A 23,349-nucleotide genomic window follows, 5' to 3' on the forward strand; every position below is an offset into this window, starting at 1 on the left:
GGCGAAGACGAGAGGTTGAGAGAGAAGAATGACCGAAACAACTGAACGCAAGAGCTCGGCCGTCGAGGTCGAGCCGGGCGTGTTCGAATCCGTAGCGCTGATCGACAACGGCAGCTACGGCACCCGCACCATCCGGTTCGAGACCGGACGCCTCGCCAGGCAGGCCGCCGGTTCGGTCGTCGCCTACCTGGACGACGAGACCATGCTGCTGTCGGCCACCACCGCGGGCAAGCAGCCCAAGGACCAGTTCGACTTCTTCCCGCTGACGGTCGACGTCGAGGAGCGGATGTACGCCGCGGGCCGCATCCCCGGGTCGTTCTTCCGCCGCGAGGGCCGCCCCTCCACCGACGCGATCCTGACCTGCCGCCTGATCGACCGTCCGCTGCGTCCGTCGTTCGTCGACGGCCTGCGCAACGAGATCCAGGTCGTGGTCACCGTGCTGAGCCTGGACCCCAAGGACCTCTACGACGTGGTGGCCATCAACGCCGCGTCCGCGTCCACCCAGATCGCGGGCCTGCCGTTCTCCGGCCCGGTCGGCGGCGTGCGCGTCGCGCTGATCCACGACGGGGCCGGGTCCCAATGGGTCGCCTTCCCGACCACCGAGCAGCTCGAGGGCGCCGTTTTCGACATGGTCGTCGCAGGCCGTGTGGTCGACTCCGGCGACGTCGCGATCATGATGGTCGAGGCGGAAGCGACGGAGAACGTCATCGCGCTGGTCGAGAGCGGTGCGCAGGCGCCGACCGAGGCCGTCGTCGCGGAGGGCCTCGAGGCCGCCAAGCCGTTCATCGCCCGCCTGTGCCGCGCCCAGCAGGACCTGGCCGAGCTGGCCGCCAAGCCCACCGAGGAGTTCCCGCTCTTCCCGCCGTACGGGCAGGACGTGTACGAGGCCGTCGAGGGCACCGCGAAGCGTGAGCTGGGCGAGGCGCTGAGCATCTCCGGCAAGCAGGAGCGCGAGGAGAAGATCGACGAGATCAAGCTCGCCGTGCTCGACCGTCTGGCCGACGACTACGCCGGGCGGGAGAAGGAACTGGGCGCGGCATTCCGCTCCGTCACCAAGAAGCTGGTCCGCCAGCGGATCCTGTCCGACGGCTTCCGCATCGACGGCCGCGGGCTGGCCGATATCCGCGCGCTGTCCGCCGAGGTCGCTGTGGTGCCCCGGGCGCACGGCTCGGCGCTGTTCGAGCGTGGCGAGACCCAGATCCTGGGCGTCACCACCCTGGACATGGTGAAGATGGCCCAGCAGGTCGACTCGCTCGGCCCGGAGACCAGCAAGCGCTACATGCACCACTACAACTTCCCGCCGTTCTCCACCGGTGAGACCGGCCGCGTCGGTTCGCCCAAGCGCCGCGAGATCGGCCACGGCGCGCTGGCCGAGCGGGCACTGATCCCGGTGCTGCCCAGCCAGGAGGAGTTCCCGTACGCCATCCGCCAGGTCTCGGAGGCGCTGAGTTCCAACGGCTCCACCTCGATGGGCTCGGTGTGCGCCTCCACCCTGTCGCTGCTGAACGCGGGCGTGCCGCTGAAGGCGCCGGTCGCCGGTATCGCGATGGGCCTGGTCTCGGACACCATCACCAACGACCAGGGTGAGGAAGAGGTCCGCTACGTCGCGCTGACCGACATCCTCGGCGCCGAGGACGCTTTCGGCGACATGGACTTCAAGGTCGCGGGCACCCCCCAGTTCGTCACCGCGCTGCAGCTGGACACCAAGCTGGACGGCATCCCCTCGCAGGTGCTGGCCGGTGCGCTGAGCCAGGCCCACGACGCGCGCGCCACGATCCTGGACGTGATGGCCGAGGCCATCGCCACCCCGGACGAGATGAGCCCGTACGCGCCGCGCGTCACCGCGATCAAGATCCCGGTCGACAAGATCGGCGAGGTGATCGGCCCCAAGGGCAAGGTGATCAACCAGATCACCGAGGAGACCGGCGCCAACATCTCCATCGAGGACGACGGCACCGTGTTCGTCGGCGCGACCGACGGCCCGTCGGCGCAGGCCGCGATCGACGCGATCAACGCCATCGCCAACCCGCAGCTGCCGAAGGTCGGCGAGCGCTTCCTCGGCACGGTCGTCAAGACCACCGCCTTCGGCGCGTTCGTCTCGCTGCTGCCGGGCCGCGACGGTCTGGTGCACATCTCCAAGCTGGGCAACGGCAAGCGCGTGGCCAAGGTCGAGGACGTGGTGAACGTCGGCGACAAGCTGCGGGTGGAGATCGCCGACATCGACAACCGCGGCAAGATCTCGCTCGTGCCGGTCGAGGAGAACGCCGAGGAGACCGGCGACGACGCGGCCGATGCGGGTTCGGCCGGGACCGAGTAGTACTTGTCTCTGTGACGAAGAAGAAGACGACAACCCCTCTGCTCAGCACCGGGCAGGGGGGTTCGTCACTCGAGCTGCGGGCGGACTCGGACAGCGGCGTGCGGCGTACCGTACTGCCCGGCGGATTGCGGGTGGTCACCGAGCATCTGCCCGGGGTGCGCTCGGCGTCCGTGGGTGTTTGGGTCGGTGTCGGGTCGCGCGACGAGGGCCCGAGCGTCGCGGGAGCTGCCCACTTCCTGGAGCATTTGCTGTTCAAGGCGACGCCGACGCGGTCGGCCCTGGACATCGCCGAGGCGATGGACGCGGTCGGCGGCGAGCTGAACGCGTTCACCGCGAAGGAGCAGACCTGCTACTACGCGCATGTCCTGGACGACGACCTGCCCCTGGCGGTCGACATGGTCTCCGACGTGGTGCTCAACGGCTTGTGCCGGGCCTCGGACGTGGACGTGGAGCGGCAGGTGGTGCTCGAGGAGATCGCCATGCGCGACGACGACCCCGAGGACCTGGTCGGCGACTCCTTCTTGGCGGCGTTGTTCGGCGATCATCCGATCGGGCGTCCGGTGATCGGCTCGATCGAATCCATCGAGGGGATGCGGGCCGCGCAGCTGCGGTCGTTCCACCTGCGGCGTTACCGGCCGGACCGGATGGTGGTCGCGGTCGCGGGCAACGTGGAGCACGACCACACCGTGGAATTGGTGCATCGTGCCTTCGAGAACCGGCTCGACCTGGCGGCGGCGCCCGCCCGGCGGCGCGAGGGCCGGTTCCGCCCACACGGCGACCCGCAGCTGCACTGGAGCCATCGCGACAGCGAGCAGGCTCATCTGGTGTTCGGCGTGCGCGCCTTCGGGCGGCACGAAGGGGACCGGCGCTGGCCGCTGTCGGTGTTGAACACCGTGGTCGGCGGCGGGTTGAGTTCCCGTCTGTTCCAGCGCATCCGGGAGGAGCGCGGACTGGCCTATTCGGTGTATTCCAGCGTGGACACCTTCGCCGACACCGGAGCGTTCTCGGTCTACATCGGCTGCCAGCCGGAGAACCTCGGTCAGGTGGCGGCACTGGCCCGCGGCGTTCTCGAGGAAGTCGCAGCCGACGGCATCAGCGACGCCGAGTGCGCCCGCGCCAAGGGCTCGTTGCGCGGCGGGCTGGTGCTCGGTCTGGAGGATTCGGCCTCGCGTATGAACCGGTTGGGGCGCAGCGAACTCAGCTACGGCAACCACCGCACCGTATCGGAGACCTTGGCCCGCATCGACGCCGTCACGACCGAGGAAGTGTCGGCCGTCGCGCGGACCTTGCTGGCGCGGCCGTTCGCCGCGTCGGTCGCCGGACCGTACAAGCGCACCCGTGATCTGCCCGCTGCCGTCCGGCGGCTGGTGCCGAGCTGATCCGCACGCGGGCGCGGGGTTGCCGCTTGGCGGAGCATCCCCCGCCGCGATACTGTTTCGGCCGCCCGGCCGTCGGTTCTTCGCCGGAGGGCGCTGAACTCGATTGTCCGGGTGTCGGATCCGGCGATCTCTGGCAAGGAGTCGAGATGAACCGAACAAGTCGTGCCCTTCGCCTGCTCGGCGCGGTTTCGCTGCCCGTCGTCGTGCTGGCCGGGTGCGGCGGAACGGACGCGGACGCGGGCAAGCCGGGTGAGCCGACCGAGGCCGCACTGCGCACGGAAGCCACGAAGATGACCGAGGCGCTGGCGAGTCACGACTACGCCGCCGCGTACCGATTCCGTTCCGCGCGTTGCAGGCTCACGCTCAACGAGGACGACTACGTGGCGTCCATGGCGCAGCTGTACGACGGCCGGGACCTGAAGTCGAAGCCGTCGGAGATCACCGTCACCACGTCCGGATCGACCGGGACGGTCACGGTCAAGAATTTCGACGCCCGCGCCGCCCAGGACGACTCGAAGCCCAAAACCTGGACATTCGTCGACGGGCAGTGGCGCTTCGACAACTGCTGACCGCAGACCCGCTCGGCCGGGTCATTCCGGCCGGGCGCGGTTGGCGGCCGCCACGATCGTCGGCACCAGTCCGGGCAGAGCGGACTCGAGGTCGTCGGTGCGCAGACGCTGGCAGGTCTGGCCGTCGATGACCAGGCGCTCGATCACGCCCGCGTCGCGCAGGATCTTGAAATGGTGGGTGGCGGTCGACTTGTTGATCACCTCGTAGAGCGCGCCGCAGCGGACCGCCGTTCCCGCATTGCTGAGCCGGCGCACCATTTCCAGGCGCACCGGGTCCTGCAGCGCGCTGAGCACCGCGGGCAGGGTGGCCACCGGGGGCGCCTGCTGGTCCGCGTCTCGGACATCGACCATGATCTGGCTCACTCTCGGGTTTGATGATCGTCGTACCGGATGTATCGTCGACTGCTGTTCGATCATCATCAAACCTACCTGATCGGAGTTCCGATGGCAGCGACGATGGCGGTGGCCGTCGACGAGCAGACCTCACAGCGCTGGGCTTACGCCCTGGTGCTGGCGGCCAGCGGCGTGGCGCTGGGGGTTTCGGGCGTTCCCGCGCCGCTCTACGGCATCTATCAGAAACAGTGGCATCTCTCGCCGCTCACCACGACCATCGTGTTCGCGGTCTACGCGGTGGCCGCCCTTGGCGCGGTGCTGGTATCCGGGCGGATCTCCGATGTGGTCGGCCGGAAACCGGTGCTGCTCGGCGCCTTCGCCACAATGGTCGCCGGATTGCTGGTATTCGTGCTCGCCGACAGCGTGCCCATGCTGCTGCTGGCCCGTGCGCTGCACGGCGTCGCGGTCGGCTCGACCGTGGTCGCGGGCGCGGCCGCGCTGCTGGATCTGCGTCCGCACCGCGGCGCGCGGTCCGGGCAACTCAGCGGCGTCGCGTTCAACGTGGGAATGGCGGTGGCGATCTTGGGCTCGGCGCTGCTGGCCCAGTACGCGCCGCATCCGTTGCGGACGCCGTACGTCGTGATCACCGTCGTCTGCCTCGCGATCGGCGTCGGCGTGCTCGCGCTGCGCGAACCGCATTCGGCCCGGGTGGCCGGGCGCATCCGGATCGCGAAACCCGCCGTGCCGCCGGAGATTCGGGCCGACTTCTGGTTCTCGGCCATCGGCGTGATGGCGGCCTGGTCGGTGCTGGGCGTGCTGCTGTCGCTATACCCGTCGCTGGCCACGCAGCAGACCGGCATCCACAACTTGGTTTTCGGCGGCGCCGTCGTCGCCTCGACCGCCCTCTCCGGCGCCACCGCGCAACTGTTCGCGACCGGCGTGCCCGCTCGGCGGGCCGCGATCCTCGGCGACACCGGCATGGCGCTGGCGCTTGTGCTGACGGTGCCCGCGCTGGCCACACACAACTGGGTGGTGGTGCTCGCCGCGGGCGTCGCGCTGGGCGCGACCTTCGGACTCGGTTTCGGCGGATCGCTGCGCCACCTGTCGGATGTCGTGCCGCAACACAAGCGCGGCGAGACCATGTCGGCGTACTACTTGCTCGCCTATTCGGCCATGGCGCTGCCCACCATCGCGGCCGGTTGGGCGGCCACCACCTGGGGCCTGAGCACCGTGTTCCCGTGGTTCGTCGGTGTCGTCGCCGTCGCCTGCCTGATCGCGGCCGGCCTCGGCCTGCGCCGCGACCGGTCTGGGGTCGTACGGCCATAGCGGCGATTGGCTTTTTGCCACGAGTGTCCGCTAATGTTCTGTGTCGCATCACGGTCACCGCGATGCGAATGCGGATGTAGCGCAGCTGGTAGCGCATCACCTTGCCAAGGTGAGGGTCGCGGGTTCGAATCCCGTCATCCGCTCCACGAAATCACCCGGCCGCTCCGCTCCGCCGGGTTCACGCGATCACATCCAGTCGATGGTCACTCGCCATCCCCCGGTGGACCTGCTGTGCGGTACCGGCCAACCGGCGTAGAACGTGTATCAGTCGCCTGGTGAGCGGTTCCCCGGACTCGCGCGGGTGTGCACCGGTCTGTGGTCAGCGGTGATCGAGCAGATCATCGATATCGCGGACGACGTCTCGGGTCCGTACGCCCGCGACGAACGACACGTCGTGCGGGCAGCGGGGGAGTTCTTCGTCGGTGCAGTCGCGGTGGCAGAGCGGGCAGGCCGTGGTCCACGACATCAGCACCCGGTCACGGGCGCGGCCGAGCGGCCCGGCGTTGATCACGTTGCCGATCCAGAAGATGCCCACGGTCGGGGTACCGAACGCCCTGGCCAGATGACGGGGTCCGCTGTCGTTGCCCACGAAGATCGCACTGCGGGCCAGGACGCCGCACAGCGTGGGCAGCGGCGCGCCGATCAGCGTGCGGACCTGCCGGGTCCGCACGCCGTCGGACGATCGCGCGCCGATACGCCGGCGGAGGTCCTCGACGAGGTCGAGATCGGGCTCCGAGCCCAAGAGGACGACCGCCATGTCCCGGTCGAGGCAGTGACCGGCGACCTCGGCGAAGCGTTCCGGGGGCCATCGACGGCGGGGATCTCTGGCTCCGGGATGAACGGCCGCGACCGGCCCGTGCAGGCCGCGCAGGATCTCGGCGGCGGCGGAGCGATCCGCCGGCGTCGGCTCGAGGTGGGGTTCGAGCAGCACGGGCGCCGCGCCGGCCAGGCCGACCACCTCGAGCGCTCGCAAGGTCTCGTGCTGGTAGTAGCGGAACGGCAGCATGCGGGACAGGGGAGCGGCCCCTTCGGCGCGGGAACCCACCGTCCACCGTGGCCGCAAGCTGGTCAGGAAGGGATTCGACCACGCGCCTCCGCCGTGCAGCTGCACACCCAGATCGATCGGGCCCAACCGGTGCCCGCCCGCGCCTCCGTCGCTGCCCTCCCCGTCGACGACCACCACCTCGTCGACGGGGCCTGGCCGGTCGGCCAGCAGCGCGGCGTGCTCGGCGGAACCGAGCAAGATGATGCGGGCGCCGGGATACCTCGCCGCCAGCGCATGGATCGCGGGTAGGGCGAACAGCAGATCGCCGAGACCGCCGCCGCGCAGTACCGCGATGCGCCGCACATCGGGGAAGGTCTCGCCGAGCGAGCCGAGCACCGGACGAGAGGAGACGAGTTCCGCATCGATCGCGCTCGTCTGTCCCATGCGACCTCCTGTGGAGACGATCCGACGGCCCGGAACGAATGTCGTCGTTCTACCCGGGGTCCGACGGCACAAACCGCGCCGCATCCGAGACCGAATGTTTCGGCGCGGTCGGTCCGGGCATGTCCGCACGTGCGGGCTTCGCCGTGAGGCCCGGATCGGTAACTGCGCGTTCCATCCAATCGTCCTCGGCGAACGGAGACAGCAGTGCAGATCGTCACGGTGTCCGAGCACGCGGGCCCGGCGGCCGGATCCGGTGGCGACGGCCGTGGCGGGAGCGCCGCCGAAGCCCGGCACCTGTCGGCCGACTTCGGGTCTTCCCAGCTGGAGCAGCCGTGATGGCAGCGGGCGACCCGCTCGTCGTGATCGGCGACGCGCTGCTCGACATCGATGTCGAGGGCCGCGCCGACCGATGCAGCCCGGATACGACCGCTCCCGTCGTCGACGTCGCGCACCGGACGTTCCGCCCCGGTGGCGCGGGATTGGCGGCCCGGCTCGCCGCGGCGCAGGAGCGCGAAGTGGTGCTGATCGCGGGCTTCGCGGAAGACGAGGCGGCTGCCCGGCTGCGCGGGCTGCTGGACTCGCACGTGCGGGTCATCGCCCTTCCCCAGCGCGGTTCGACGGTCTGCAAGCAGCGAGTGCGGGCGATCGGCCCCTGCGCCCCGAACGGCCACGCCCGTGCCCGGCAGTCCCGGCGGCCCATCCTGATCACCAGAATCGACTCCGGCGCCGGGCAGGTCGGCGCCGACCTGCTTCCCGACGAGGCGGTCGCCGTGCTTGCGGCGGCGCGCGCGGTCCTGGTCTCGGACTATGGTGGCGGCGCCGCGGCCCACCCGCAGATCCGTGGGCTGCTGCGCGCCCACGCCGACCACGTTCCGATCGTCTGGGACCCCCATCCCCGCGGACCCGTACCGATCCCGGGCGCGGCCCTGGTCACCCCGAATCACGCGGAAGCGCTCACCCTGCTGTCCGGGCGGCTCGACGACGGACCTGACCTGTGGAGGCTCGCCAAAGGGTGGGCTGTCGGGGCGATCGCGGTGACCCTCGGAACGGAAGGGGCCCTGGTCTGCCTGCGCGCGTCGGGCAAACGCCTGCGCATCCCGCTTCCGTCCGTGGCAAAGGCGCCGGATGGCGCCGACACCTGCGGTGCGGGGGACAGCTTCGCCGTTGCCGCGGCAGCCCGCTTGGCCGAGGGGCGTGGACCGGAGAGCGCGGTGCGCCGCGCGGTGCTCGCGGCAGCCGAGTTCGTCGGGTCGGGGGCCGCCGCCGCGTTCTCGGAGACGGAAGCGGCGACGGTTTCCGGAGCGTCCGCCGCCTGGGACCGGCTGTGGACCTGATCCGCCTGCCTCGAAAACCTTGTGTGCCAAGCGATCACCCCGAAGTTCGGAAACCGAGTCCTGCCTCGCTTTTCCGGCGGTAACCGAACCTCCTCGTGCCCGAGCCCGACGCGGATGACATACTGGGTTCGCAGGTCACCGGCTGCCATCACGATGTGCGCGCGCCGGCCGTTGAGTCAACAGCGGATTCTCGGCCGAACGCGCCCGTGTCCGCGCGATCCCGTCGAAGGGATGGCGGCGGTGCCGTGGTGTCGCGGCCGCAAGCCCCTGTACCTCGGAGAGGCATTGCATTCATGACTCAACACGTGCAACCCCACATGTCCGACGTGCTCGCAGATAGCTCCATACCGTCGGACCAGCCCGCGGTGGGAAGCTTCCGGTTCTGGTTCGCCACCCGTCGCTGGGAATGGTCGGCCGAGGTGTATCGCATGCACGGCTACCGGCCCGGTGAGATCGAGCCCACCACGGAGTTGTTGCTGGCGCACAAGCACCCGGACGACCGCACGCACGTCGCCGAGATCATCGAGCGCGCCATCGACCGAGGGGAGACCTTCTCGAGCAGGCACCGGTTCATCGACCTGTCCGGTCAGGAACACACCGTGCTCGTCGTCGCCGACCGGATCCTGGACGACGCCGGCACCGCCGTCGGCACCTCCGGTTTCTACGTCGACCTCTCCGGCACCATCGCCGAAGCGCACCAAGCCATGCTCGCCGCGACCCTGCCCGGACTCTACGAGAATCGCGCGGTGATCGAGCAGGCCAAAGGGGTGCTCATGCGCATCTATCAGATCAGCGCAGATCAGGCGTTCCAAGTGCTGCGCTGGCGTTCTCAGGAGACCAACACCAAATTGCGATCGCTCGCCCAGCAACTGATCGCCGAACTTCCCCTCGTCCCGCCGCCACCTGCGGACCTGGTCGCCGCGTTCGACCACATCCTGCTCACCGTCCATCACCGGATACCGCCCGACTGATCGTGCGAGAGGCGGCCCCCCGGCGGTGCGGGCATTTCGTTTTTCGGACCGATGTTCCGTGGGACTTCGTCTAACGCGCTGACATGCACGTCGATGGCTGTCAGGCTCGAGCATGCGGTCTCGTGCCGACACCGGCCGCGGGAGGTGCGCATGACCTGTCAGTACGGCGTGAAAGGCATCCGGACCGCGGATGGTCTGCTCGTGGTGACGCACGGTGAACTGGACGCCGCGACCGCCGACGAGTGCTTCACCGCGATCATCGATGTCGTCGAAAACTACTGCGACACAACTGCGAATCTTACTTCGGTCGTGATCGACCTCTGCGAGCTGCGTTTCCTTTCCTGCGCGGGCGTCAGTATGGTGCTGCGGCTGGCGGGATGGGCTGCGCGATCGGGCATCTCGGTCGGCATGACCGTGCCCGAAGACGGCCCTGTGCGGCGCATCGTGGACGTCCTCGGAGTGGGACGGAGCGTGCCGGTCGTCGCGTGCCCGGCGCCTGCGGTACACGGCGGTGCCCACGACCCGCGTGAGTGCCGTACGTCCGGAGTTCCGCTCCGGCGGCGTCCGGCGCTGACCCGCGGTCCCGAGAACGCAGATCCACGCTGTCGGCCGTCCGATTTACGAATAAGACCGCCCACGAGCGCTTGAGGCAGCCGCCGGGCGGTACCCCGCGATCATCGCCTCGTTCACCACCGGTGAGCGCGTCGATCGCTGGAGAACGGGAATCGAGGAAGCTCATGTCATTGGCGACCGCGAACCACAGGACCGCCACACCCCGCCGGACGCGGCGCGGAACCGACAGCTACGACGGCATCGAACCGTGGCTGGAGAAACTGTCCGCGATGGACGAGAACGATCCCGAACGCTCGCGATTGCGGGAAGCGATTCTGCGGCGGTGTCTACCGCTCGCGGAGCACATCGCCCGTCGCTTCGTCGGTCGCGGGGAAAACTACGACGATCTGTACCAGATCGCGGCTGTGGGGCTGGTGCTCGCGGTCGATCGGTTCGACCCGGCGCGGGGACCGTCGTTCCTGTCGTTCGCGGTCCCCACGATCATGGGCGAGGTGCGTCGCCACTTCCGCGACCACAGCTGGGCGGTGCGGGTGCCGCGCCGGATCAAGGAGATCCAGTTGACCATCGGCCCGGCCGTGGAGCGGCTCTCCCAGCGCCTGGAACGGATGCCGACCGCTCTGGAGATCGCCGTGGAGTTGAACCTCGACCTGACGGAAGTCACGCAAGCGCTGCTGGCAGGCAACGCCTATTCCACGAACTCGATCGACGCCGTCGTCGAGGACGACGACACCGGCAGCACCTCGGTCCGGATCGCGGAGACCTTCGGCGAGGAGGACCCGTCCTACGAGTTGACCGACGAGGCCCTGGCGATCGCTCCGCTGCTCGCCGAACTGCCCGAGCGAGAGCGGCGCGTGCTGCACATGCGCTTTTTCGAATCGCGCACGCAAGCACAGATCGCCGCGGTGCTCGGCGTCTCGCAGATGCACATCTCCCGGGTGCTGGCGCGGACGCTCGCCGAGCTGCGCGAGCGCGCCATGCGGGACTGACCGCGGTCGCCCGGACTCGTCGCGGGCCGAAGGCCCCGCCGCGTCACGCGCTGAGCGTCGTGTGCGGGGGTCGGCCGTACGCGCCGCGATAGGCGGTCGCGAATCGTCCCGGGTGAGCGAAGCCCCAAGCTGCGGCGATGGAGGTCACTGTGTGCCCTTCGTCGGGCGAGAAGTCGCGCAGTTGTTCGTGCGCCCCGCGCAGGCGAAGCCGCCGCAGATACGCCATGGGCGTGGTGTCCAGATGGCGGCGGAACGCCAGTTGCAGCGCACGGGCGCTGACATAGGAGGCCGCGGCGATGTCGGCCACGCTGATGTCCTCGCACACATGTGCCTCGATGTACGCCACTGCGCGCCGCACGGTGTCGGGATGGGCGTCGTTGCGGTCGCTCGCCGTCGGATCCAGGTGTGCGGTGCTCGGCAGGGTGTGCAGCACGGTGGCGGCCAAGTACTGCACGGCGGTGGATGCGATCAGCGGCGCCTCACTGGCCACAGGATCCGCGGCGAGACCGCGCATATGCCCCAGCACGTCGGACAGATGCTTCGCCGCGACCGCGGAGACCGGGCGGTGACCCGTCAGGCGAACCGGCTCCAGGTCGTGCTCGGGGCTCGCGGCCGCCACCCGGGTCAGCAGCGCGGGATCGAACATCGTGATGCGGTAGCGGGCGTGGTGGACCACCCCGGAGTACGGCAGGTCCGGTAGCTCGAGCAGCCCGAGTTCACCGGGCCGGAAGAAGTCGGTGGTGCCGTCGGCATAGTTCTCTTCGATCGACCCCGAGTCCACCTCGCACAGGCAGATCTTGCCCAGCGGCTGAGCGTCGTACTTCATGTCGAAGCTCAGGTCGAGATCATCCAGGCTGACCGGACCGAGCATTTTCCGGGTGATGTCCGTGCGCACCGCCACACCGGTGCTGGTGCCGATCCGCATCCTGGTGTAGTTGGAATTGAGGAATTCCTCTGTGTCGCCCAAACTGTCGCTGTGGAAGGCCAATGACTCCATTGCTGCGACACTCCTGCTGTTTCGATAAGGCATCCCGCCCAGCACGTCGTAAAAGGTTTGTCGAGCGACTCCGCTTCGACGTACGGCCTGGTCACAACCGTGGTCGATTCAGGCGAGGCGCGTGGTTGGTGCCACCAACTGCGACGAGGCTCCGATCCCGCACGCACCGAGATGAGGTGAATACCCGCTCCGGCTGCGTTTCAACCGTCGGGAGACTCCTACTCTACCCGCCGCGCGGCGATCGCATCGGGCAGCTGGGAGGAGCACGGGCGGGTGGCGCGGGCATCGACGTGTTTCGTCCGCACCTCAGCGGCCACCCTGACCACGAAGGGCGCGGTGGCGTCCTTTGACAACGCCGTCCCGAGAGACGAGGAGGTCCTATGGTTTCGCAGGACACGATCGCGCAATTGCGCCAGGACATCACCACCGCCTCGGACGCGGGTGACGAGGCGAATGCCGAGCGCCTGCGCCGTGAGCTCGCCGAAGCGATCCGGGAAGCCGATAAGAGCGGCGAGACCGAGCAGCGGTGACGGATCGGCGGACGCGCAGGCCGGCTGCTGCCGGCCTGCGCGCCGATCATCCCGCGCTCTCCCGGTTCTCGAGGCCGACGGCGTCGGTGAGTTCGCGGCGGTGACGTAGGAGTTCGGGGTGCTCGGAACTCAGCTCGCGCATCAGATCGCCCAGCCCGTCGGCGATGGCGTTGAGCTTCTGCTGGATGGCGGCGTCGGAGCGGCTCTGGGTGTTCTGCAGCAACGCGACGAGCAGGAACGTGATGATCGTCGTCGCGGTGTTGATGACCAGTTGCCAGGTGTCGACGCTCGGCAGCAGGAAGATCGTCGGCGCCCACACCAAGACCAGGATCACACAGAAGACGAAGAATCCCGCTTTGGAGGCCAGTGCGCTGGCCGCTGTCGCGAAGCGGTCGAACACCGACAGTTTCCCCTTGATGTCCGACGGCATGGTGGCGGGCTTTCCGGCGACGGGGTTTTCAGTGCGCTGAGCCATGCGAATCCTCTCGAAAATGCCCGATCCAGACGGGCTTCGATTGACCTGACCGGACGGGTTCAAACGCCGTGTGCGGCGTGGCTGTGTCACCGATGCGCCGGCGCTTCCCCGCGAAACCCTTGCGGTTGTCGCTCATTCGTCCGGCTCGTCGCGCGGCGGCAAGTAGGGCTCGGCCTCCTCGGGGTGGCCGCCTGCGATGCTGCGCGCACGCGCGAGTTCGGCATCGAGTTCCGCCCCCAGCAGGATCGCGATGTTCGAGATCCACAGCCAGACGAGGAAGACGACCACGCCACCAAGAGAGCCGTAGACCCGGTTGTAGGAGCCGAAGTGGCCGACATAGAAAGCGAATCCCCAGGAGGCGCCCGCCCAGAGGAGAACGGCTATGGCGCTACCGGGCGTCAGCCAGCGGAATCCCGGCTGCCGCACGTTCGGCGCCGCCCAGTACAGCAGGGCGAAGACCAGACCGATCAGCGCCATCATCACCGGCCACTTGACGATTCCCCACACTGTGATCGTGGCGTGCCCGAGGCCGAGCCACCGTCCGATCTGCTCGGCCAGCGAACCGCTGACGACGACGCCGACGGTGCAGGCGCCCAGCAGGACCACCACCGCGGCGGTCAGGGCGACCCGCACCGGCACGGTCTTCCAGACGGGCCGCCCCTCCGCGATGTCGTAGATGGCGTTGGTCGCGCGCATGAACGCGCCGATATAGGCGGACGCGGTCCACAGCGCCGACGCCAATCCGAGCAACGCCAGCGGTCCGGCGGGTGCTTGCGCTTGCTCTATGTTGTTCACCGCGTCGACGAGCAGATCGGTACCGCTGCCCGGCGCGATCTCGCGCATGGTGTCGATCAGCGCCTTGGTGTCGTCGCGTCCCAGCATGCCCAGTCCTGCGGTCAACACGATCAACCCCGGAAACAGCGACAGCACGCTGTAGTACGTCAGCGCCGCGGCCCAGTCGGTGAGATTGTCCCTTTGGAACTCGCCGACCGACCGCTCGACCACGCCCCACCACGACCGCCACGGCAGATCCGCGGGCCCGCGCAGCCGGCGTCGCACCGCAAACCTCTTCTGCAATCCCTGCGCCACCCGCCTCACCTCCGCTCGCGACGGATACCCGGCAGGTGGGCTCCGAAACAGATTCGGAGGCAGTGATGTTCGATGATTTCGGCGCACTCGATGGGAGCTGGGCGCGGTGCGCGGAGGGCGGAAAATCCGTTGTTCCCCGTAGCACGGAACCGTAACGTCGCTCGAGTTTGTCCACCGATCGACCGAAGGAGACCCATCGTGGAACCCGTCACCGAACGCGACATCAGGTCGTCGTTCGTCAACTGTTCGAAAGGCGATGCCAAACGGCTGCCGGTACCCAAGGACCTGGACGAACGGCCCTGGGCGGATCTGGACTTCCTCGGCTGGAGCGATCCGTCTCTGCCCGGGCGCGGCTACCTGGTCGTCCCGCGGGACGACCGCTTGGTGGGCGTGGCGCTGCGCTATGCGACCGGCGGCACCGGCCGGGCGCAGATGTGCACGATCTGCCTGACCACCCATACCGGCGGCGGGGTCTCGCTGATGACCGCGCACAAGGCGGGCGAATCCGGCCGTAGGGGCAACTCGGTCGGCACCTACATGTGCACCGATCTCGCTTGCTCGCTGTACGCGCGCAACAAGAAGCGCCCCGCGCTCGGGAGCCGATACCGCGAGGACCTCACGCCAGAAGAGAAGATCGAGCGGGTGCGCGACAACCTGAACACGTTCCTGGCGAAGCTGTACGCCTGATTCTCGCGCCCATCCACCGGCAGCCCGTGCGCTGCCCGCCAGAACGGAGGTAGATGCCATGGGCCGACATTCGACAACCGCACTATCGAGCCACCTCGAGTCGCCCCACACCGCAACGGGACTCGGGGTGGCCGTGATTCCTCGCCGGTCGAGTCGGCCCGGTGCGCCCGGGTCGTCCCGTCCGGCGAGGAATCACCGCTCCGGAGATGCCGAGCGCATCAGCCCGTCGGTTCGTCGTGCGCGGGTTCCCACACCGCGCGCAAGCTGGGGGCGCCGGGGACCAGATCGGGCAGGTCGGGGATCGAGCCTGCCTCGGCGATGATCGGAGCGATGATCGCCGCGTGCTGTTCACGGGCCAGCCGAGCCGCCTGTTTGCCCGCTTCGGTGACCGAACGGCCCAGCTGTTCCGGTGTGCCGCGCAGCGCGGTCGGCGCGAACCGTACGTCGACGAGGACGCCCGCCGCGTCAACGGTCACCTCCACCGACTTGTCCGCCGACGCGGCCGTGCACCGCACGGCGGCCAGCTTGTCGCGCGCCTCCGACAGGTGGGTGCGCTGCTCGGCGAGCGCATCCAGGATGTGGTCCACCTGGTTGCGGATTCCGCTGTTGGCGGAGCGCAGCCCGTCGCGTTCCCACCGGTCCACCGGCACCGACCTCCTCGAGTCCACCCTGTTCCCGACCGTCGAACCGCGTCCGGGAACGAGGTCGAAATTGTCCGGCAGGCGGGACGCGAACGCATCGCGCGCATCCCGATGCTGGGAAGGGTCAGGTCGGTGCGGACTCGGTCTCGTGCACCGTCAGCCAGCGAACCGCGCCGGGGTCATCGGTGGTCAGCACGGCGGTCACCCGGCGGCTGGTGACGCTTCCGGCCGTCCGATGTGTCTCCAGGAATCGCACCACCGCGATGTCGCCGGAGCGCAGGAGTTCCTCGACTTCGGACACTTCGATCGCCAATCCTGGCAGAGCGTTTCGCGCGCCGCGGACACCCGCGAGCAACGCGCCGCGCCCGAGTACTTCGCCACCGGTCGTCACCATACTGAACCGCTCGTGCTGCGCCGCGGCGAATCGCTCGAACACCTCCGCCTGCGCTTGCGACCCGAGCCACGTGGCGAGGTCGGCGTGCAACCGCTCGACCGCATCCACCAGATCCACACCCATGCGCGGCATCGTACGCAGGCGGCGACCGACGTGGCGAGGAGCGGCGACCGTCCCATGTGCCCGGACCGCAGGGCGCGGTAGCGTCGGCGGCATGAAGATTCGTGGAGCGGTCCTGGAGCAGATCGCGGCGCAGGCGCCCTTCGCCGAGTCGGCGCCCATCACCGTGTGCGATCTGGAGCTGCGCGAGCCGGGGCCGGGAGAACTGCTGGTCCGGATCGAGGCGGCGGGGATCTGCCATTCGGACCTGTCCGTGGTGGACGGCAACCGGGTCCGGCCGGTGCCCATGCTGCTTGGCCACGAGGCCGCGGGCCGGGTGGAAGCGGTCGGTCCCGGTGACGGCGATATCGCGGTCGGGCAGCGTGTGGTCATGACGTTCCTGCCGCGGTGCGGTGAGTGCGCGGGGTGCGCGACCGACGGTCGCACGCCTTGCGTGCCCGGCAGCGTCGCCAACAACGCGGGCGAATTGCTCAACGGCGGCAGGCGGTTGTCCCGTGACGGCGCCGAGGTGCACCACCACCTGGGTGTGTCCGCTTTCGCCACCCACGCGGTGGTGGATCGCAGGTCGGTCGTGCCGGTCGAGGACGACGTGCCCGCCGAGGTCGCCGCCGTCCTCGGTTGCGCCGTGCTGACCGGCGGTGGCGCTCTGCTGAACTCGGCGCGACCCGGCGCCGGTGACCGGGTGATGGTCGTCGGCCTGGGCGGCGTCGGGATGGCGGCGGTGCTGGTCGCGGTGTCGCTCGCCGCCGAGGGACACGAGGTGATCGCGGTCGACACCGTGCCGGAGAAGCTGGCGCTCGCCCGGGAATTGGGCGTGCACGCGGCGTACACCCCGGCCGAGGTGGCCGAGCTCGGTGTGCAGGCCGAGGTGGTGGTCGAGGCGGCGGGCAACGTCCGTGCCTTCGAGACCGCCGTCGCCGCGACCGCTCCGGGCGGCACGACCGTGACGGTCGGACTGCCCGCTCCCGACGCCCGTGCCAGCATCTCGCCGTTGGCGCTGGTCGCCCAGGGGCGCTCCATCGTCGGCAGCTACCTCGGTTCCGCGGTGCCGTCGCGGGACATCCCCGAGTATGTCCGCATGTGGCGGGCGGGACGTCTGCCGGTGGAGCGGCTCGTCTCGGCGCACGTCGGGCTCGACGAAATCAACCGCGCCATGGACGAACTCGCCGCGGGCCACGCCTTGCGGCAGGTCATCGTCTTCGACTGACCCGGCGCGCCGCCGGAGCCCGCTCGACCGCGGCGTGCGGCGCGCGTTGCTCAACCGGCGGGCCGGTCCATCCGGTCGACGAATCGCTCCAGCAGGCGGGCGAACTCGGCGCGCTCGGCGGGGGTCCAATCGGCCATGGCGGCGGCCATGGCGGCGCGCCTGCCCGCTCTGGCCTCGGCCACCGCGTGGTTCCCGGCGGCGGTCAGGCGCAGGACCGAACGCCGTCCGTCGCGTTGATCGGCGACGCGTTCCAGCAGGCCGGAGGACACCGCCTGGGCTGCGAGGCGGCTGGCCCTCGGCTGATCCACGCCGAGCGCGGGAGCGAGCGCGCCGACCGTGTCGGCCGCGCCGTCGGCCACGGCGTCCAGCGCGCGGAACACCGCGACCGGAATCGCGCCGTCGCTCAGCGCACCGCGTGTCTGCCTGCGCCGGATCCGAACCATCGCCGCTTCGACGGCGACGGTGATCGCATCGTCCTCGTCCATTCGCTCACTTTGTCATGCCCGGAATTTATATGTAATACTACATGTAGTTGTTGACATGCATAGATTGGAAGTGGTCATGGCCGTTCATCGCCCCATCGGGTACTGGCTGGTGGAGCTCGATCGACTGATCAACTTGCGCTTCGACGAAGACCTCGCCTCGGATCGACTCACTCGCAGGCGCTGGCAGGTGACGCACTCGCTGGCCGACGGACCGCAGCGCGCCGATGACATCCGCCACGCGCTCGACACGTTCTGGACCGACGACTCCGAATGGCCGACCGAACTGGCCGGACTCGTCGCCGACGGGCTGGTCTCCGACGACGGGGGCGTGCTGTCGCTGACCGCTGAGGGCCGCATCACTCACGACCAGGCATTCGTTCGGATCGCCGAGCGTAGAAGGCAGTTCGCGGAGGGAATCAGTGACGAACAGTTCGCCGCGACCGTGCGGACCCTGCAGCGGATGGTCGAGAATCTCGGCGGCGCGCCGAACTCGGAGATCGGGGAACCGCAGCGGGCGCGATAGGCGGTTGCCGCCCTTTCGCGGGGCACTGTCGGGCGGCGGGCTCGCGGTGGGCCCGGCCCATTAGGCTGATCCCACCGGAAACGGAACGAGGAGGTGCGGTGGCCATTCGGGTCGGAGTGCTCGGAGCGCGAGGCAAAGTCGGACAGGCGATCTGCGCGGCGGTGACGGCGGCGGACGATCTGGAACTGGTCGCCGCCGTCGACAAGGACGATTCGCTCGACGGGTTCGTCGCGGCGGATACCCAGGTGGTCGTCGACTTCACCCACCCCGACGTGGTGATGGGGAATCTGAAGTTCCTGGTGGAGCACGGCATCCACGCGGTGGTCGGCACCACCGGTTTCGATGAGGCTCGCTTGGCGGAGGTGCGGAGCTGGTTGTCGGGTCGCCCAGAAGTCGGCGTGCTGATCGCGCCGAACTTCGCCATCGGCGCGGTGCTGACCATGCGTTTCGCCGAGCAGGCCGCCCGGTTCTTCGAATCGGTGGAGGTCATCGAGTTGCACCACCCCAACAAAGCGGACGCGCCGTCCGGGACCGCCTACCGCACCGCGGGCTTGATCGCCGCCGCCCGGGACGAAGCGGGCCTGAACCGCAGTCCCGACGCGACGACAACCGAGCTGGAGGGTGCGCGCGGCGCCGAGGTGGACGGGGTGCGGGTGCACTCGGTGCGGCTCGCCGGTCTGGTCGCCCACCAAGAGGTGCTGTTCGGCACGCAGGGTGAGACGCTCACGATCCGGCACGACTCGATCGACCGCTCGTCGTTCGCCCCCGGTGTGCTGCTCGGCGTGCGTGAGATCGCGAACCGCCCCGGCCTCACCGTCGGACTCGACCCGTTCCTGGACCTGTGAGCCGGCGGCGAGCGCCGCGGCGGGCTGGAGCGCGACCGTGAGCGGCTCGGAGCCTGCCGAGCGCAAGGGCAGCGGGGAAATCGTCAAGGTGGTCGCGCCGATCGCGGTGCTCATCGTGGTGCTCGTGTTCTATTTCCTGCTGCTCGGCCGGATCGCGTTCAGCCTGATCGGTTCGGGTGAGGTGGCGGCGATCGTGATCGGCGTCGGCGTGCTGATCCTGCCGCTGCTGGGCGTCTGGATCGTCGTGGCCACGGTGCGTGCGGCCCTGGCGCATCAGCATCTGGCGCGGCGCATCCACGACGAGGGCCTGGAACTCGACACCTCCGCGTTGCCGCGCCTGCCGTCCGGCCGCATCGAACGCTCGGCCGCCGACGAGCTTTTCGCGACGGTCAAGGCGGAGTGGGAGGCCGACCCGGACAACTGGCGCGTCTCCTACCGCCTCGCGCGCGCCTACGACTACGCCGGTGACCGCACCAGGGCCCGCGAGACCATGCGCCGCGCGGTCGCCTTGGAACGGCACGAGCGCGGCACCGACTGACGATCGCGCGGGCCGATACCATCGCAGGGTGGCCCGGTTGCTGATCATCCATCACACGCCGTCCCCGCACATGCAGGCGATGTTCGAGGCCGTCGTCTCCGGGGCCACGGACCCCGAGATCGAAAACGTGGAGGTGGTGCGCCGAGCCGCGCTGGCCGTCACCGCGTCCGACGTGCTGGCCGCCGACGGATATCTGCTGGGCAGTCCGGCGAACCTGGGATACATGAGTGGTGCGCTCAAGCACGCGTTCGACACGTTCTACTATCCGTGCCTGGACTCCACGCGCGGGCGTCCGTACGGCATGTATCTGCACGGCAACGAAGGCACCGAGGGCGCCGAGCGCGGGGTGGCGAGCATCACCACCGGACTGGGCTGGGAGCAGGCCTCCGCCGCGGTCGTGGTCTCCGGTCCGCCCGCCAAGGAGGATTTGCAGCGGTGCTGGGAGCTGGGCGCCACGCTCGCGGCCGGGCTGATGCCCTGATCCCCCGAATTCTGGTGTCTGACCATGGCGCACCATTGCCCGGCATACTGTCTGCGATGTTGTCGCGGTGGGGATGTGGACGAGTACCTCGGGATGGGAGAGCCAGGTGACCTGGGCCGAAGGGAGCGAGAACGCCCCGCGCCGAATCGGATTGGTCGAGGACCACGAATCGGTCGCGATCGGTCTCGCCGCGATGCTCGCGCGGGAAACGGATCTCGATCTGGTGCTGACCGCGGGCACCGTGCCGGAACTGCTGTCCGCCGCCGACGGCGCGCCGAAGCTGGATCTGGTGGTGCTGGACCTGCGGCTGGCCGACGGGTCCTCGCCCGAGGACAACGTGCGCGCCCTGCGTGACCGCGGCATCGAGGTGCTGGTCTTCACCGGCGCGGACAACGCCTTCCTGGTGCGGTCCGCCGCGCGCGCCGGGGTGCTCGGTGTGGTGCGCAAGTCCGAGGACGTGCCGACGGTCGTCGCCGCCGTGCGCCGTGCGGCCAGCGGCGAACAGGTGGTCACCACCGACTGGGCGGCCGCCATCGACGGCGATCCGCAGTTGTCCGACGTGGGCCTGAGCCCGCGCCAGGAGGAAGTGCTCACGCTGTACGCGTCCGGAGAGAAGGCATCCCGGGTCGCGCGGTTGACCGGCCTGTCCGAGCAGACGGTCAACGACTATCTCGGCCGGATCCGGCAGAAGTACGCCGACGCCGGTCGTCCGGCGCCCACCAAGACCGACCTCTACAAGCGGGCGGTGGAGGACGGGTGGCTGCCGGTTCCCGAGCGGCAGCCGCGCGGATGACCGCGTCCAGCATGCTGGACACTCCGTCGCACCCCCGTTCCCGCCCGCTCGACCGGCCGCGTGCGAGCCGTTGGCGTCGCGGAGTCGTCGCGCTGTCCAGGGAGAAGGTCTCCGAGGGCGCCGCCGATCGCATCCTGCGCCGGTTCGGTTTCGCCATCGGCATCGCCGGCGTGATCGCCGCGATCGTGGAACTGCCCGAGATCGCCGATCAAGGCCGTTTCGTGCCCGTTCAGTGGACGATCGTCGAGGTGGTGCTGGCGTTCGGACTGTTCCCGGTGCTCGCGGTCGTTTCGGTCGGTATGGGCCCGCGCGTGATCCAGCGGGTGGCCGGTGCGGCGGCGGTGAGTTTCCTCGGGGCGATGGCGGTGGTTCCGGTGGCGTACGCGGCGCCGAATGCCGAAGCGGCTTCGGTGTGGCTGTATCGGGTGTTGGCACTCGGCGTGCTCGCGGCCGTGCTCGCCTGGCGCCCACCGCTGGCCGTGGCCTACCTGGTGGTGGGTGCGGCGTTCAGCGCGCTGGCCAATCTGGTCGTGCTGCGGGAGACCACCGCACTCGCGCTGCTGGGCGATTTCGCCAGGGCGGCGGGACTGAGCGCGCTGTTCCTGTGGTGCGTGATCTATGCCAGGGCGGCGGCGGCCCGAGTGGATCGTGAGTCGGCGATCGAGAGCAGCCGCGCGGCGGCGGTCGCGGGCACGGCGGCCCGGGAACGGGAACGAGCGCGATTCGCCGCGCTGATCCACGACGCCGTGCTGTCCACTCTGCTGGATGCCTCTCGCACCGGGACCGAATCTCCGGTGCTGCGCCGCCAAGCTGAACGGACCCTGGAACAACTCGACGAGTGCCGGGGCGCCGAGATCGAACCCGACCGGCTGGACGCGCAATCCGCGATCGGGTTCCTGCGCTCGGCCGTGCACGAGGTGAACCCCGGTATCCGGTTCACCACGCGGCGCTGGGCCGGATTCGACGATCTGCACCTGCCGGTGGACGCCGCGAGCACGATCGCGGCCGCGCTGGCCGAGGCCGTGCGCAACAGCCTGCGGCACGCCACCGTCGTCGGGCGAGAGGTGCGCCGGACCGTCACTGTGACGATCAGCGCCGGCGGGATTCGCGTGGTGTTCCGCGACGACGGAGCGGGCTTCGACCTGAGCGCGGTGCCCGTCGATCGGCTCGGCATCTCGGTGAGCATCCTGGGCCGCATGCGTCAGCTGTCCGGCGGCGCCGGGTTCGTGGAATCCGAGCCGGGCGAGGGAACGACCGTGACGCTGGTGTGGGGCGGAAATGGCTGAGACGGAAACCGAATTCGGGTTGCGCGATCTGCTCGGGCTCCGCGACCGCGCGGCCTGGTTGTTCCTGGTCGTGCTCGAAGCGACCATCGTGCTGTACATGGTCCGGAACTTCTCGGAATCGCCGGTGGCCGCGGCGGTCGCGGCACTGGTCGTGCTGGCGCTGGCCGGTGTCGTGGTGATGGCGGCGCCCACCGACCCGCTGCCTTGGCCCGCGACCGTGTTCGTCGCCGCCTCCGGACCGCTGGCCACCACCCTGACCTCGTTCGATGTCGAGCACGGTTGGTCGAAGCAGGTGTGGACGGCGTTCGCCGCGTCCTACGTGCTGGCCGTGCTGGTGCTGCGCGGACGATCGGCCGCGGCCTGGCTCGGTGTCGCCGGCATCGGCGTGGTGATCGCCGTGGTCGGTGTGGTGGCGGGCCTGCGGGAGGGCGTCGTCGTCGGTTCGATCGTGCCGGTCGCCACGGTCGCCGGGGTTTCCCTGTTCGCGGCGATCATGCGGCCCACCCAGCGATCGCTGCGGCTGCTGCGCGACGAAGCGGCCATGCGCGCCGCCGCCGAAGCCGCCATGGCCGCGGAGAACTCCGAACGCACCCGTCAGCTGGCTCGGTTGGACGCGGTGGCGCGCCCGATCCTGGAACGCATCGCCGACGGCGACGAACTCACCGCCGCCGAGCGGGAACAGTGCAGGCTCCTGGAAGCCGAACTCCGCGACGGGCTTCGGGCCCCGCAGCTGGCCACCGACCAACTCAGCAGCGCCGCCCGCGGAGCGCGCTCCCGCGGTGTCGAGGTGATCCTGCTCGACGACGGCGGTTTCACCGGCGTCCCGCATCGGGTGCGCCAGCAGGTGATCGACGCCGCCACCAAAGAACTGGACGCCGCCAACGACGGTTCGGTCACCGTCCGCATCCTCCCGACCGGCCGCCGCATCCTGGCGACCGTCCTGGCTACCGCGTCGGACCGCGACCGCCGCACCGAGATCGACGCCACGGGCGCGGTCACGGTATCCACCTGACCTGTCGGTGCCCCATGGCATCGTTGTCG

27 protein-coding genes and 1 tRNA gene are annotated in these 23,349 nt (G+C 69.6%); 20 read left to right on the forward strand and 8 right to left on the reverse strand.

Annotation, left to right across the window (positions count from 1 at the left end):
* Positions 1-28: 28 nt before the first annotated feature.
* The 3 genes from ABZ824_RS03535 to ABZ824_RS03545 all read left to right on the forward strand — a co-directional run bounded on the left by ABZ824_RS03535 (position 29) and on the right by ABZ824_RS03545 (position 4,265).
* On the forward strand, positions 29-2,317 hold the full coding sequence (locus tag ABZ824_RS03535) for a polyribonucleotide nucleotidyltransferase (protein ID WP_356961432.1): 2,289 nt from the start codon (positions 29-31) through the stop codon (positions 2,315-2,317).
* Between the two features lie 38 nt (positions 2,318-2,355).
* Positions 2,356-3,696, forward strand: coding sequence for a pitrilysin family protein (locus ABZ824_RS03540; protein ID WP_355071003.1), 1,341 nt, complete (start codon positions 2,356-2,358; stop codon positions 3,694-3,696).
* A gap of 146 nt (positions 3,697-3,842) precedes the next feature.
* Positions 3,843-4,265, forward strand: a complete 423-nt coding sequence (locus ABZ824_RS03545) for a hypothetical protein (protein ID WP_356961433.1) — start codon at positions 3,843-3,845, stop codon at positions 4,263-4,265.
* Between the two features lie 21 nt (positions 4,266-4,286).
* Here the strand turns inward: ABZ824_RS03545 and ABZ824_RS03550 are convergent, their stop codons facing one another.
* The gene (locus tag ABZ824_RS03550) at positions 4,287-4,616 is read right to left on the reverse strand and encodes a helix-turn-helix domain-containing protein (protein ID WP_355070134.1); all 330 of its coding nucleotides are present in this window, start codon (positions 4,614-4,616) and stop codon (positions 4,287-4,289) included.
* 93 nt (positions 4,617-4,709) lie between these two features.
* On the opposite strand from ABZ824_RS03550, the gene ABZ824_RS03555 reads away from it, so the two are divergent.
* Together ABZ824_RS03555 and ABZ824_RS03560 are read left to right on the forward strand one after the other, a co-directional pair.
* Complete coding sequence (locus ABZ824_RS03555; protein ID WP_356961435.1) at positions 4,710-5,924, forward strand: MFS transporter; 1,215 nt, start codon at positions 4,710-4,712, stop codon at positions 5,922-5,924.
* 70 nt (positions 5,925-5,994) lie between these two features.
* Positions 5,995-6,070: transfer RNA gene (locus ABZ824_RS03560), tRNA-Gly, on the forward strand.
* A gap of 173 nt (positions 6,071-6,243) precedes the next feature.
* On the opposite strand, the gene ABZ824_RS03565 is transcribed toward ABZ824_RS03560, so the two are convergent.
* Positions 6,244-7,353: a glycosyltransferase family 9 protein gene (locus tag ABZ824_RS03565; RefSeq protein WP_356961437.1), complete on the reverse strand. Its 1,110-nt coding sequence runs from the start codon at positions 7,351-7,353 to the stop codon at positions 6,244-6,246.
* Positions 7,354-7,557: 204 nt separating this feature from the next.
* Between ABZ824_RS03565 and ABZ824_RS03570 the strand changes: the two genes are divergently transcribed.
* The 5 genes from ABZ824_RS03570 to ABZ824_RS03590 all read left to right on the forward strand — a co-directional run bounded on the left by ABZ824_RS03570 (position 7,558) and on the right by ABZ824_RS03590 (position 11,217).
* Complete coding sequence (locus ABZ824_RS03570) at positions 7,558-7,689, forward strand: hypothetical protein (RefSeq protein WP_356961439.1); 132 nt, start codon at positions 7,558-7,560, stop codon at positions 7,687-7,689.
* On the forward strand, positions 7,689-8,687 hold the full coding sequence (locus ABZ824_RS03575; RefSeq protein ID WP_356961441.1) for a PfkB family carbohydrate kinase: 999 nt from the start codon (positions 7,689-7,691) through the stop codon (positions 8,685-8,687). Before ABZ824_RS03570 ends, ABZ824_RS03575 begins: the two co-directional genes overlap by 1 nt.
* A 293-nt stretch (positions 8,688-8,980) precedes the next feature.
* Positions 8,981-9,658 carry a PAS and ANTAR domain-containing protein gene (locus ABZ824_RS03580; RefSeq protein WP_356961442.1) on the forward strand — a complete coding sequence of 226 codons (678 nt, stop codon included), beginning with the start codon at positions 8,981-8,983 and terminating at the stop codon, positions 9,656-9,658.
* Between the two features lie 150 nt (positions 9,659-9,808).
* Positions 9,809-10,306 (forward strand): STAS domain-containing protein, encoded by a 498-nt coding sequence (locus tag ABZ824_RS03585; RefSeq protein ID WP_356961443.1) that lies wholly within the window; start codon positions 9,809-9,811, stop codon positions 10,304-10,306.
* Between the two features lie 89 nt (positions 10,307-10,395).
* On the forward strand, positions 10,396-11,217 hold the full coding sequence (locus ABZ824_RS03590; RefSeq protein ID WP_356961445.1) for an RNA polymerase sigma factor SigF: 822 nt from the start codon (positions 10,396-10,398) through the stop codon (positions 11,215-11,217).
* 43 nt (positions 11,218-11,260) lie between these two features.
* On the opposite strand, the gene ABZ824_RS03595 is transcribed toward ABZ824_RS03590, so the two are convergent.
* Positions 11,261-12,214, reverse strand: coding sequence for a helix-turn-helix transcriptional regulator (locus ABZ824_RS03595; RefSeq protein ID WP_356961446.1), 954 nt, complete (start codon positions 12,212-12,214; stop codon positions 11,261-11,263).
* 380 nt (positions 12,215-12,594) lie between these two features.
* On the opposite strand from ABZ824_RS03595, the gene ABZ824_RS03600 reads away from it, so the two are divergent.
* Positions 12,595-12,744 carry a hypothetical protein gene (locus ABZ824_RS03600; protein ID WP_355070152.1) on the forward strand — a complete coding sequence of 50 codons (150 nt, stop codon included), beginning with the start codon at positions 12,595-12,597 and terminating at the stop codon, positions 12,742-12,744.
* 46 nt (positions 12,745-12,790) lie between these two features.
* On the opposite strand, the gene ABZ824_RS03605 is transcribed toward ABZ824_RS03600, so the two are convergent.
* Both ABZ824_RS03605 and ABZ824_RS03610 read right to left on the reverse strand, forming a co-directional pair.
* On the reverse strand, positions 12,791-13,219 hold the full coding sequence (locus ABZ824_RS03605; RefSeq protein WP_355070154.1) for a low affinity iron permease family protein: 429 nt from the start codon (positions 13,217-13,219) through the stop codon (positions 12,791-12,793).
* Positions 13,220-13,351: 132 nt separating this feature from the next.
* Positions 13,352-14,308, reverse strand: coding sequence for a YihY/virulence factor BrkB family protein (locus ABZ824_RS03610; protein ID WP_355070156.1), 957 nt, complete (start codon positions 14,306-14,308; stop codon positions 13,352-13,354).
* A 198-nt stretch (positions 14,309-14,506) separates the two neighbouring features.
* Here ABZ824_RS03610 and ABZ824_RS03615 point away from each other — a divergent pair, with 198 nt between their 5' ends.
* A complete protein-coding gene (locus ABZ824_RS03615) occupies positions 14,507-14,995 on the forward strand; it encodes an FBP domain-containing protein (protein ID WP_356961448.1) in 489 nt (162 codons plus the stop codon).
* 218 nt (positions 14,996-15,213) lie between these two features.
* Here ABZ824_RS03615 and ABZ824_RS03620 read toward each other — a convergent pair whose 3' ends face one another.
* Both ABZ824_RS03620 and ABZ824_RS03625 read right to left on the reverse strand, forming a co-directional pair.
* The gene (locus ABZ824_RS03620; RefSeq protein WP_356961449.1) at positions 15,214-15,645 is read right to left on the reverse strand and encodes a YbaB/EbfC family nucleoid-associated protein; all 432 of its coding nucleotides are present in this window, start codon (positions 15,643-15,645) and stop codon (positions 15,214-15,216) included.
* A gap of 115 nt (positions 15,646-15,760) precedes the next feature.
* Positions 15,761-16,153 (reverse strand): DUF4440 domain-containing protein, encoded by a 393-nt coding sequence (locus ABZ824_RS03625; protein ID WP_355070160.1) that lies wholly within the window; start codon positions 16,151-16,153, stop codon positions 15,761-15,763.
* A gap of 91 nt (positions 16,154-16,244) precedes the next feature.
* Between ABZ824_RS03625 and ABZ824_RS03630 the strand changes: the two genes are divergently transcribed.
* Positions 16,245-17,357, forward strand: a complete 1,113-nt coding sequence (locus ABZ824_RS03630; protein ID WP_355070161.1) for an alcohol dehydrogenase catalytic domain-containing protein — start codon at positions 16,245-16,247, stop codon at positions 17,355-17,357.
* Between the two features lie 50 nt (positions 17,358-17,407).
* On the opposite strand, the gene ABZ824_RS03635 is transcribed toward ABZ824_RS03630, so the two are convergent.
* Entirely contained in the window at positions 17,408-17,842 is a 435-nt protein-coding gene (locus ABZ824_RS03635) for a MarR family winged helix-turn-helix transcriptional regulator (RefSeq protein WP_356961451.1), read from the reverse strand.
* Between the two features lie 55 nt (positions 17,843-17,897).
* Between ABZ824_RS03635 and ABZ824_RS03640 the strand changes: the two genes are divergently transcribed.
* The 7 genes from ABZ824_RS03640 (at position 17,898) to ABZ824_RS03670 (ending at position 23,320) form a co-directional block, all read left to right on the forward strand.
* Positions 17,898-18,365 (forward strand): hypothetical protein, encoded by a 468-nt coding sequence (locus ABZ824_RS03640; protein ID WP_356961452.1) that lies wholly within the window; start codon positions 17,898-17,900, stop codon positions 18,363-18,365.
* A 98-nt stretch (positions 18,366-18,463) separates the two neighbouring features.
* Complete coding sequence (gene dapB, locus ABZ824_RS03645) at positions 18,464-19,210, forward strand: 4-hydroxy-tetrahydrodipicolinate reductase (RefSeq protein ID WP_356961453.1); 747 nt, start codon at positions 18,464-18,466, stop codon at positions 19,208-19,210.
* Positions 19,211-19,247: 37 nt separating this feature from the next.
* Positions 19,248-19,748: a hypothetical protein gene (locus tag ABZ824_RS03650; protein ID WP_356961454.1), complete on the forward strand. Its 501-nt coding sequence runs from the start codon at positions 19,248-19,250 to the stop codon at positions 19,746-19,748.
* Between the two features lie 28 nt (positions 19,749-19,776).
* The gene (locus ABZ824_RS03655; protein WP_355070171.1) at positions 19,777-20,229 is read left to right on the forward strand and encodes a flavodoxin family protein; all 453 of its coding nucleotides are present in this window, start codon (positions 19,777-19,779) and stop codon (positions 20,227-20,229) included.
* A gap of 73 nt (positions 20,230-20,302) precedes the next feature.
* A complete protein-coding gene (locus tag ABZ824_RS03660) occupies positions 20,303-21,022 on the forward strand; it encodes a response regulator transcription factor (RefSeq protein ID WP_355071007.1) in 720 nt (239 codons plus the stop codon).
* The gene (locus ABZ824_RS03665) at positions 20,986-22,308 is read left to right on the forward strand and encodes an ATP-binding protein (RefSeq protein WP_355070173.1); all 1,323 of its coding nucleotides are present in this window, start codon (positions 20,986-20,988) and stop codon (positions 22,306-22,308) included. The genes ABZ824_RS03660 and ABZ824_RS03665 overlap by 37 nt, the downstream gene beginning before the upstream one ends.
* The gene (locus tag ABZ824_RS03670; protein ID WP_356961455.1) at positions 22,301-23,320 is read left to right on the forward strand and encodes a hypothetical protein; all 1,020 of its coding nucleotides are present in this window, start codon (positions 22,301-22,303) and stop codon (positions 23,318-23,320) included. Before ABZ824_RS03665 ends, ABZ824_RS03670 begins: the two co-directional genes overlap by 8 nt.
* The last annotated feature ends 29 nt before the right edge of the window (positions 23,321-23,349 follow it).

The sequence above is a fragment of the Nocardia sp. NPDC047038 genome, from assembly GCF_040644075.1.
In the GTDB taxonomy this organism is placed as follows: Bacteria; Actinomycetota; Actinomycetes; order Mycobacteriales; family Mycobacteriaceae; genus Nocardia; species Nocardia sichangensis.

Excerpts from the sequence above, each read along its gene's own strand:
- ABZ824_RS03535 (WP_356961432.1), top strand. The coding sequence starts at position 29 with ATGACCGAAACAACTGAACGCAAGAGCTCGGCCGTCGAGGTCGAGCCG.
- ABZ824_RS03545 (WP_356961433.1), top strand. The coding sequence starts at position 3,843 with ATGAACCGAACAAGTCGTGCCCTTCGCCTGCTCGGCGCGGTTTCGCTG.
- ABZ824_RS03550 (WP_355070134.1), bottom strand. The coding sequence starts at position 4,616 with ATGGTCGATGTCCGAGACGCGGACCAGCAGGCGCCCCCGGTGGCCACC.
- ABZ824_RS03555 (WP_356961435.1), top strand. The coding sequence starts at position 4,710 with ATGGCAGCGACGATGGCGGTGGCCGTCGACGAGCAGACCTCACAGCGC.
- ABZ824_RS03565 (WP_356961437.1), bottom strand. The coding sequence starts at position 7,353 with ATGGGACAGACGAGCGCGATCGATGCGGAACTCGTCTCCTCTCGTCCG.
- ABZ824_RS03575 (WP_356961441.1), top strand. The coding sequence starts at position 7,689 with ATGGCAGCGGGCGACCCGCTCGTCGTGATCGGCGACGCGCTGCTCGAC.
- ABZ824_RS03580 (WP_356961442.1), top strand. The coding sequence starts at position 8,981 with ATGACTCAACACGTGCAACCCCACATGTCCGACGTGCTCGCAGATAGC.
- ABZ824_RS03585 (WP_356961443.1), top strand. The coding sequence starts at position 9,809 with ATGACCTGTCAGTACGGCGTGAAAGGCATCCGGACCGCGGATGGTCTG.
- ABZ824_RS03590 (WP_356961445.1), top strand. The coding sequence starts at position 10,396 with ATGTCATTGGCGACCGCGAACCACAGGACCGCCACACCCCGCCGGACG.
- ABZ824_RS03595 (WP_356961446.1), bottom strand. The coding sequence starts at position 12,214 with ATGGAGTCATTGGCCTTCCACAGCGACAGTTTGGGCGACACAGAGGAA.
- ABZ824_RS03600 (WP_355070152.1), top strand. The coding sequence starts at position 12,595 with ATGGTTTCGCAGGACACGATCGCGCAATTGCGCCAGGACATCACCACC.
- ABZ824_RS03605 (WP_355070154.1), bottom strand. The coding sequence starts at position 13,219 with ATGGCTCAGCGCACTGAAAACCCCGTCGCCGGAAAGCCCGCCACCATG.
- ABZ824_RS03625 (WP_355070160.1), bottom strand. The coding sequence starts at position 16,153 with ATGGGTGTGGATCTGGTGGATGCGGTCGAGCGGTTGCACGCCGACCTC.
- ABZ824_RS03630 (WP_355070161.1), top strand. The coding sequence starts at position 16,245 with ATGAAGATTCGTGGAGCGGTCCTGGAGCAGATCGCGGCGCAGGCGCCC.
- ABZ824_RS03635 (WP_356961451.1), bottom strand. The coding sequence starts at position 17,842 with ATGGACGAGGACGATGCGATCACCGTCGCCGTCGAAGCGGCGATGGTT.
- ABZ824_RS03640 (WP_356961452.1), top strand. The coding sequence starts at position 17,898 with ATGCATAGATTGGAAGTGGTCATGGCCGTTCATCGCCCCATCGGGTAC.
- ABZ824_RS03660 (WP_355071007.1), top strand. The coding sequence starts at position 20,303 with ATGTGGACGAGTACCTCGGGATGGGAGAGCCAGGTGACCTGGGCCGAA.
- ABZ824_RS03670 (WP_356961455.1), top strand. The coding sequence starts at position 22,301 with ATGGCTGAGACGGAAACCGAATTCGGGTTGCGCGATCTGCTCGGGCTC.